Source organism: Evansella tamaricis, assembly GCF_019042215.1.
In the GTDB taxonomy this organism is placed as follows: domain Bacteria; phylum Bacillota; class Bacilli; order Bacillales; family Salisediminibacteriaceae; genus Evansella; species Evansella tamaricis.
This window is the reverse complement of the sequence record NZ_JAHQCS010000163.1, coordinates 42,441-51,457: the sequence shown is the minus strand read 5'-3', so window position 1 is coordinate 51,457 and position 9,017 is coordinate 42,441. Positions and strand designations below refer to the sequence as shown.

The window sequence follows — 9,017 nt, the reverse complement described above, 5'->3', positions numbered from 1 at the left end:
AATACAAAGCGAAATGGTATGGTAAAACAATCGTGAAAATAAGCAGATGGTTTCCGTCTAGTCAAATATGTTCCGATTGTGGACATCAAGATGGCAAGAAATCTCTTGAAATAAGGGATTGGACTTGTCCTGTTTGCAACGAACATCACGATAGAGATATAAATGCCAGCAAAAATATCCTAGCCGAAGGTTTAAGAACCTTAGTTTTGGCTTAAACAAAAAAATAGAACCGTAGGAATCTACGGGGATAGCTTGGTCAATAAGAGAAACCTCTGTTGGCAAAGAAATACGCTAACAAGTACGCTCTATTCCCAAGAATCTCCCACTTCTAACAACCCGAAAGGGTGTTAAGTGGTGAGTAGTTCAAGAATGGATGGAAGAGAAGTATCTTGGCTATAAAGAGGGGATGAATTAAAATATAATTAATGAATAAAGAGTATTGAATAGGGGGGATTGTTAATGGGATATCCAATCAGGTATTTAAGCGATATTTTAATAAACAAACATGAGATTGAAAAATTAAATGCCAGTTTTTATTGTGTACTGTTAGATAAAATTTTTGTTGGGAAACATGTGTTTGCTGACAACCAGCTGACAAATCAAACCGCTATACTATGGAGGGAAAAACGATTTTTCCATAACAAAAGGAAATTGGAAACTAGATTGCAGAATATTACCTTATACCAGTAGAAAGGTAGTGATGTGATGAATTTGATATTTGAAAAGGATTATTTGGCTTCCCTTTACTCCCGAGATCAACAGAAAAGAATGGCTAATATTGAAAAGTTGCTTAACAATCAACAAGATTTTGACACCTCAAATCCGAATGGATTACCGAAATCTACTTCCCTTGTAAGACACCCACTTCAAATCCAAAAGGATGAAACTATTTTGACGCTATTAACATTTGCCGCAATACACTTAGGGGCAAACACTTCCTGGAACCACCTACTATCATCCCACTTCCTTGATCAATGGTCCAACACAACAGAACCCATGGAACTAAAGCTAGAAAAAGCTGTTTCACCAACCGAAGCAATCCTGCAATCCTTGCAATCTGAAGCTAGTAAACATCCTGTACATTATGCTAGGACAATTAGTCACCACGATAAGCCCATAGAAGGGCCAACTAATTTTGATGCTGTCCTGACCACAAATTCAAAGAACGTTTTTTTCGAATGCAAGTTCACCTCAGATATTTCCCATGACACCACTCATTGCACAAGCCGAAATCAAATTGCCCGTTGCATTGATGTCGGCCTGGAGGCGGTGAAAAATAAGGTGGAGGACTTTTACTTTGTCCTCGTTACCCCTAACCGTTATAAAGAGTTTCCCGGAGACCGATTCTATTACTTCAAAATGGAACAATATCAAAGGGATCCAATGGCAATCGCCCTCGATATTCCACGACTGTATGATTGGTATGAAAGTAAAGAAAACCACGGTAAATTAGAGGAGCTGACAAAACGTATCGCATGGTTAACATGGGAAGAATGTTTGGATGTTTGTCTTGCTTCGACGGAGTTAACCGGTTCACAAAAAGCAGGGTTGCAAAATTTTTATAAAGAACGCTTGCTCTTTGAAGACACGGAAGATTTGCCACTGTAAAAATGGGGAGGGGGAGAATTTAATGCCAAAAAGAGGAAGCGAGAGCGTGGTTCCGTGCAAGGCGTTGGGCAATGGTTTTGATTGTGATTTTCAAGAATAAATAGAGTAAGGAAACTGGGGAAGGACACCACGAAACAACCAATTCCTTACGTGATTTATAGCGAGAAGTTCTAGACGCCTACAGAACGAATCTCTAAGTATATGAAAGGGGATGTAATGATGGACCAACCTTATTTTTTAGCTGTATGCAGAGACAGACCTGAAGATCCGCATGGTTTTTGGTATACGGTGTATTTTGTAAACAATACAGAGGATTATATAGAGAGGCTGTCTTATGAAACAGGTGGGTTTGCAACATTTGATGATGAGGTTGTGCAAACCTCTATCCACAAACGCGATCTTGGCAAGGTTCCGGCCTTTAGTTTTGTGGAAGTGGAAAAAGATGATGAAGGTGCTTTTGATTTTACCATTGCATTTACATTTTCCCTTGAACTCGAAAATGGAATGAGGAAGAGCCAGGATTTTATGATTAATAAATATTTGAGAGGCGGTACAAAACCATTTGAACGGATGCCGGTACTAAATAAATTCGGATATACTTTCAGGAGTAAATAGGTAAGTTGTAAACAGCATTCCAAGATTACCTTGAATAATAGTATACTATAATCATAATTGGAAATTTAAGTTAATGAGAGCGAGGGAGTTCAATGCATAACTTTGTGGATGCATGGCGGGGAAAATATGATTCTAGGAAGTACTCAAAGAAATTCTATCATGATTGCTTAAAAAAAATTCAAAACGCTAGTACTTCAAAAGAATTATCCAGATGCGTTATTGGTTTACTGCATTGGAAAGATGGAAAAGTAGTGGAAGATAGCACCGGAACCTTTGAGTTGGAAGGAGTTAAGTACTCTCTGAAGAATCCAAGAGAGAATACATATTGTGCGAATAATGATAAAAATGTTATAGAATCTCGAGATTTTATTAAGTGGGCTCAAAACATTATAAAACTTACAAACTTTGATTTATCACAGATTGAAGCTCTAAGAGGGAACCGTTTTCCACTATGGACAAATCAAGCAATCGTAATACCATCTTTTGTGCTCCATATTTTAAACCCCAAAGTTTATCCCTTATATGATCAACATGTGGAAAGAGCAAAAAGAACTTTTCTCGCAGAAGATTTAAACAAAGATGCTAGAACCCTTACACTAGAAAATTATCAATCCTATCAAGCCTTTTTCAAAGAATTCGTAGAAGGTGTTCCCAACAAAGATGGACTAGATGATATTCAACATATCAAACAAGTTGATGAAGCATTATGGAGTTTTGGGAAGTTTATGAAAAAAAAACGTAGATGATTCCTATTCGGACAAAAGTCCCCAAGAACCTATATCGATAACTTCAACATATACTCCCGATGAAATCTTTAAAAAACAAGTACTACAACTAATAGACAGAGGTTACAGTCAAGGTAAAGCGATGGAAATGGCAGCAGAGAAGTGTAAAGTCGAACTTCCTGCAAGCTACTTACAATACCCTGGTTCTCATATTCATAGGTGGAGGAAACAGAAACTGTAGATTTTTAAAAAGGGTAACCCTTATTAGTTGAAGTATGAATTCAATCCACTGCCAACAACAAATTGTTCTAAAGGAGAGTTGTAATGAAAAGTTATTCAGATGACCAGAATCAGGTTTTTATAGACCACATGGTTGAATACCGCGATTTTATCGAAGGAGAAAATCCTAAGGAGACACAAAGACTTACAATCGAATTTGCCAGGCAGATGATGAAAACTGTTCCACTTCTTTCTGACAGAAATATTAAAGGAAACGGAGTAGCAGAACGTCTAGTGTATTTTGATAATCTTCTTGCCGGAGTAGAGTTTCCCTTCGATTATTATTTATCGGGTACAAAGGATCTATATTTCGGAAAACTACCTAGAAAAGTCGGCAGTAAGGAGCCTAACAAGTGGAAAACGCAGCATGAGGCTAGGAGAGAAAAAGATAGTCTGTAAGGGTAGGCATACAAACTTTTATTATATTAATAATGCGTAAAACAAAATAAGTGCATTTATTCATGGTCCTTGGTTCTATAGTGGACTCGAATTTTACAATCGTTATATCCATAGCTGTTTTACTAATCACTGCGGTAACAATTATTCGGTTATTCAGTGTTAATGATGTTACAATATCCGTTTTGATTATCATGCTTCCCATTCTTAGTAATTCAGGAGGTCTTATATTATGCACTATCTTTTTTTAGTATTTCTTCCATGAAGACTACCTATTAGAGAAAGGCAGACCTTTCAGCTAATAAATTTAACAGCTAAAATCAAATGCAAATATTAACTATAAGGAGGATTATTGTGGTTACTCGAAAATCAATAAATATTGATGATATTCTAGTTAATGTCCTAAACCCTAGATTTGACCCACAAGAAGATGAAATAATGGAAATGGACCTTATAATTAATGATGGAAGCAAAATTCTAACGTTAATTGAGGATATAGCAAGGTATGGATTAGATCCTAGTGACAGTTTAATTGTTTCTTATGATGAGAATTTAGAAATATATGTTTCAAATGAGGGTAACAGAAGGACTACTGCAATTAAAATCTTAAATGATCCAGGTGTTACACCTCAATTTACTAGAGATAGAGACAAGTTCATCTCAAAGGTCATAAAAATTAAAGAAAAATATGCATATGATACAATTAGTATGGTTGATTGTGTGATTTTTGATGATGTTGAAACGAGAGATCATTTTATTAAACTAAAACATACGGGAGAAAACGACGGGGCTGGTAGAATCGGGTGGGATCGAGAAAGTATAATTCGGTTTGATAAAAATCCATTTAGTGTCTATCTATTAGAAAAGTTAACTCAGATGTTTCCATCTCAAAAAAAATTTAATACATCAACAATCGAGAGAATTCTTGCAGATCCAAACATGAGGGAAGCATTAGATTTGGATATAAATAAAAATGAACCTTCTATGATATTTTCTTCTGATCAAGGGTTTAAAAAGTTTTACTATATTGTACGTGAGTTAATCGAGGGGAATTTTAAAGTTAATGATTTTTACTATAAAAAGGACAGATTAGATTTTATTGATAATCACTTGCTAAATGAAATGTTTGACGACAGTAAAATTGGTACGATAAAAAATGTCTTTAAAACGGTCGAGAATCAAACATCTAATGAAACGAAATCCAACAATAAACATAATCAAACTAAACATAAACAGACAAGCCTATTCAAAACCAGTAGGGATAACCAAGGATCAAAAGAAAGTAATTCAAGAGAAAGCGGCTTTAAAGAAGTAATACAAGATGATATTCCTAGCATAGAAGCAAAAATGCATAGCGATATAAATGATAAAGAAAAACAACAAAATATTAATCTAGGTCGACCTAGAAAAGAACCTCACGAATATGATAATCTATTAAAAGCTTTTCCATTTAAGAATAAGTACCGTACAAATAAGAAAATTAACCAAACTGTTAAGGAACTGGGAAATATCAATTATAAAGAGTATCCTATTGCTTCAATATTTTTGATCCGAAGTTTCCTTGAAACATACGTTAATGATTATATTGATCATTTTGCCGCATTAAATAGATCTAATAGTTCAAAAATGAAAAATATTAATCCAAATAGAGAAAAAAGAACAAAAAAACTACGTGAATTACTATATGACGATATTTATAATCATTTAAAAATAACATTAGAACGATTCCCAGAAACTTATAACCTAATTCATGTGACTTTTACTGAAAATAACAAAACTTCTACAATCCAGATAATTAATTTTTATATTCACTCAGGCGGCGATTATCCTGACCCCAAAGAAATATTAGAAGCTTGGCAAAAGATTTCTTCAATAGTTAAAACACTTGATTATCTTTTAGCAGAAATTACTGGTCAACTTTAGTGATAAAATATAGAATTAGGCCAGGAGTGATAAATATGATAAATCCATCGCCACTACGTTATCCAGGTGGCAAATTTAAAACATACAATTATATTAAATCGATCATTGAAACTAATCAGTGTACTAGTTATATTGAGCCCTTTGCTGGTGGAGCGGCAGTTGGAATTAGTTTATTAATTAATGATGATGTAGAAAGGGTTATTATAAATGATTTCGATCGTTCAATTTATGCTTTTTGGCACTCCGTTATTTATAACTCTGAAGAATTAATTAGCAGGATAAACAATACATCTATCACTATCGAAGAACGAGAAAAACAAAAAAAAATACAAATTGATAAACAATCATCTGATTTAATTGACTTAGGATTTTCTACTTTGTTTCTTAATAGGGTTAATAGGTCTGGAATTATCAAGGGGGGTGTAATAGGAGGCAAAAATCAAGATGGGAAATATAAACTTGATTGTCGCTTTAATAAAGATAAATTGATAAAAAAAATAAGACTAATAGCGTCTAAGCAAGATAGAATAGACGTATATAACCAAAATGCTCTTGATTTCATTGGAAATGTGATAATTGGTGAAGAACAATCATTTACTTTTTTTGATCCACCTTATTATGATAAGGGCCCATCACTGTATACAAATTTTTATTCTCATGAGGATCATAGAGAATTAGCAGAAACAATCATTAATAATCTTCAAGATTATTTTTGGATTGTCACTTATGATCATTCAACTGAAATAAAGGCTTTATATTCAGAATTAAATTCCGTAGAGTATTACCTTAATTATAGCGCACAAGAGAAAACAAAAGGAGTAGAATACATGTTTTTCTCTGTTAACACCAACACATCTCGCCCCAATCATTATTTAAATTTATTCGGGTGATGATTGTATTTTATTAAACAATTAAAATTGCCAAATTATTTAACAAATAATAAAAGAATCCACTCTTTATATTAGGTGTGGTTAATTAGTATTGCCCCTTTTATGTGGAAATGTAAAATATAGATAATATCACTTGGATAATTTGTAGGGTTAGTTAAGGAAAAATTTACTCTTACTGAAGAGGCTACATTCATTTGTGGCTTCTTTTTTAGTAAAGAAAGAACTGCAGTATAAAAGATTACCATCCTTTTTCAAAATCCATCTCCCAATTTATTAAAATCTGTATAACGGAAAGTTTTTTGCCTACTTCTGTGACCAAGCCAATCATAGTTTATCGAAATACTGCGCCATCCTGGATTACCCATACATTCTTTAGGTAGAAAGTTTCATAGTGTGGCAATTTCGTGAAGTGTATAGCTTTTCATGGACTAAAAAGTAAAATTCACAAAATTGTAACACCCTTTTTGGCAAAAAAGTTCTACTTAAATAGTGAGGGACATTAATCACAAAAGGATGTGTTTCGTTGTGGAGAATTGGAAACGTGTTGTCACTAAAGAGGAGTTCGTTGTGTTAACAGGGGACTATAAGCTGGCGATTGTGTTAAACCAACTGCTTTATTGGAGCAGTATGTGAGGGATTTTGATCAGTTTATCGAAGAAGAGTGTAAGAGAGGGAACGGAATTGACCTGGAGCCGTTGAGAGGATGGATCTACAAAACAGCAGATGAGCTTGCGGAGGAGTGCATGATGACCATTTCGCGGAAGACGATGAGAGAGCATTTGAAAAAATTAACGAAGCGAGGTTGGATACTGGAGAGAGACAACCCACGCTTCAAATGGGATCATACAAAGCAATACCGTGTGGACATTGTCAAACTTCAGGCTGATCTTATCGCTATTGGTTATTATTTGAAAGGATATAAATTGGATGTGTCGGAAATTCTGAAAAAAGAACCAAAAGAAAAGAAAATTCAAGGGAAGAGAATAGCTCTCTAAGTGAACAAAACGTAAGCTTAATGTTTCAAAACGAACGAACAATACCAGAGATTACTATAGAGATTATTTAAGAGATAAAAGATAAAAGATATACCTGAGTACTGACCCCCGGTACAATAAAGTATTACCGGACTGGGGGTCAGTACCTTTTACAAACTCTGTGCAAAAGTATACAACTACAAATATAGGCCTTTGATTTCTATGGAATAAGTAATAAAGTGCTAGATTCTAAGTGCTTTGATATGGGGATATATTGCATGTTTTACAATCAATAGCAGGTTCGGCGCCGATTGTGTCGAATGAATGCAATATAATCATAGAATTACAAAGAGGAATGGGAGTGGGATATTTTGGCCAGACGAAAGAGTGCAGCAAAAAGGGAAGATGAATTTATAGACACAGTATTGAAATTATCTAGTTTTGGAGTGTTTTTAATTTCGTTTATGATTACCAAATCTTTGTCTTACTCATTAGTTTTAGCAGGATTCGGTTTAGTTTTATCAATAATTTTTCTGATTTATCGTAAAATTAAATATACCAAAAAAATAAAGCGGTCGAAAATCCAAGATATAGATAAAATGTCTGGTGTGCAATTTGAATATTATTTAAAATTATTTTTTCAAAAAAAGGACTATAAGGTTAAAGAGACAAAAACTACCGGTGATTACGGAGCAGATCTTGTCCTTATCAAAGATAATAAAAAGATTATAGTACAAGCCAAAAGGTATAATAGTCGAGTAGGAATAAAAGCTGTTCAAGAGGCAGTTTCAGCGGTTGCTTATTACAATGCTTCAGAAGCTTGGGTTGTAACTAATAATGAATTTACAGGAGCGGCGATTGAGCTGGCTAGGTCTAATAAAGTTAGATTAATCGAAAGAGATGAATTACTAGGTATGGTTTCAGAACTTCAGGGAGATGTCCCCAGTAACCTTGTGAACCTAACAAATTCCACAGAATTGAAAGAATTATGCAAACGTTGTGGATCGGAACTCATGATCCGCAAAGGGAAAAGAGGAGATTTCTACGGATGTAGCAGTTTCCCGAAGTGTAGATATACACAGGATTTAGAATCAATTACATAAGAGTTTTGTAATAAAATGTAAAATGTATCAGGAGGAATCAATTATATATGTGTGTATTTTGTAATAATGATGGATTGGATGTTGCGTTAGAAAATAACCTTGCTCTCGCCATTTTTGACAAATACCCAGTTAACAAAGGTCACCTTCTTATCATCCCTAAACGTCATGTTAGTAATTTCTTTGATACATCCCTTGAGGAACGGGAAGCTTTCAATGAACTACTTGAAGAAGGTAAGAGATTATTAGATGAAAAGTATCAACCTGATGGCTATAATATTGGGATAAATGCTGGTGAAGCAGCTGGACAAACGGTCTTCCATGTCCATGTTCACCTCATCCCAAGATATAACGGTGATATGAATGACCCTAGAGGTGGGGTTCGAGGCGTAATTCCAGAAAAGCAAAAATACTAGCCCTTATGAAGAGAAAGCTCTTTCTAGGGCTTTTTTTCTAGGAACAACCTCCTTCTTTTTCTCATACTATGATAGACTGTTAAATATATAC

The 9,017-nt window shown here is 34.4% G+C and carries 11 protein-coding genes; all 11 read left to right on the top strand.

Going from position 1 to position 9,017, the window contains the following annotated elements:
* Positions 1–215 (top strand): zinc ribbon domain-containing protein (locus KS419_RS20555; RefSeq protein WP_217065473.1); only part of this gene is annotated, 215 nt, incomplete at its 5' end.
* Positions 216–459: 244 nt separating this feature from the next.
* A complete protein-coding gene (locus KS419_RS20550; protein WP_217068469.1) occupies positions 460–690 on the top strand; it encodes a hypothetical protein in 231 nt (76 codons plus the stop codon).
* 15 nt (positions 691–705) lie between these two features.
* On the top strand, positions 706–1,608 hold the full coding sequence (locus tag KS419_RS20545; protein ID WP_217068467.1) for a hypothetical protein: 903 nt from the start codon (positions 706–708) through the stop codon (positions 1,606–1,608).
* 219 nt (positions 1,609–1,827) lie between these two features.
* On the top strand, positions 1,828–2,223 hold the full coding sequence (locus KS419_RS20540) for a hypothetical protein (protein ID WP_217068464.1): 396 nt from the start codon (positions 1,828–1,830) through the stop codon (positions 2,221–2,223).
* A gap of 92 nt (positions 2,224–2,315) precedes the next feature.
* On the top strand, positions 2,316–2,969 hold the full coding sequence (locus tag KS419_RS20535) for a hypothetical protein (RefSeq protein ID WP_217068463.1): 654 nt from the start codon (positions 2,316–2,318) through the stop codon (positions 2,967–2,969).
* 303 nt (positions 2,970–3,272) lie between these two features.
* Complete coding sequence (locus KS419_RS20530; RefSeq protein ID WP_217068462.1) at positions 3,273–3,626, top strand: hypothetical protein; 354 nt, start codon at positions 3,273–3,275, stop codon at positions 3,624–3,626.
* A gap of 351 nt (positions 3,627–3,977) precedes the next feature.
* On the top strand, positions 3,978–5,546 hold the full coding sequence (locus KS419_RS20525; protein WP_217068459.1) for a hypothetical protein: 1,569 nt from the start codon (positions 3,978–3,980) through the stop codon (positions 5,544–5,546).
* A gap of 35 nt (positions 5,547–5,581) precedes the next feature.
* Positions 5,582–6,436: a DNA adenine methylase gene (locus tag KS419_RS20520; protein ID WP_217068457.1), complete on the top strand. Its 855-nt coding sequence runs from the start codon at positions 5,582–5,584 to the stop codon at positions 6,434–6,436.
* Between the two features lie 629 nt (positions 6,437–7,065).
* Complete coding sequence (locus KS419_RS20515; protein WP_217068455.1) at positions 7,066–7,431, top strand: hypothetical protein; 366 nt, start codon at positions 7,066–7,068, stop codon at positions 7,429–7,431.
* A gap of 350 nt (positions 7,432–7,781) precedes the next feature.
* Complete coding sequence (locus tag KS419_RS20510) at positions 7,782–8,513, top strand: restriction endonuclease (protein WP_217068453.1); 732 nt, start codon at positions 7,782–7,784, stop codon at positions 8,511–8,513.
* Positions 8,514–8,560: 47 nt separating this feature from the next.
* Complete coding sequence (locus KS419_RS20505) at positions 8,561–8,926, top strand: HIT family protein (protein ID WP_217068450.1); 366 nt, start codon at positions 8,561–8,563, stop codon at positions 8,924–8,926.
* Positions 8,927–9,017: the final 91 nt, after the last annotated feature.

Coding starts and splice junctions, on each gene's coding strand:
- KS419_RS20550 (WP_217068469.1), top strand. CDS start 460: ATGGGATATCCAATCAGGTATTTAAGCGATATTTTAATAAACAAACAT.
- KS419_RS20535 (WP_217068463.1), top strand. CDS start 2,316: ATGCATAACTTTGTGGATGCATGGCGGGGAAAATATGATTCTAGGAAG.
- KS419_RS20545 (WP_217068467.1), top strand. CDS start 706: ATGAATTTGATATTTGAAAAGGATTATTTGGCTTCCCTTTACTCCCGA.
- KS419_RS20530 (WP_217068462.1), top strand. CDS start 3,273: ATGAAAAGTTATTCAGATGACCAGAATCAGGTTTTTATAGACCACATG.
- KS419_RS20505 (WP_217068450.1), top strand. CDS start 8,561: ATGTGTGTATTTTGTAATAATGATGGATTGGATGTTGCGTTAGAAAAT.
- KS419_RS20540 (WP_217068464.1), top strand. CDS start 1,828: ATGGACCAACCTTATTTTTTAGCTGTATGCAGAGACAGACCTGAAGAT.
- KS419_RS20520 (WP_217068457.1), top strand. CDS start 5,582: ATGATAAATCCATCGCCACTACGTTATCCAGGTGGCAAATTTAAAACA.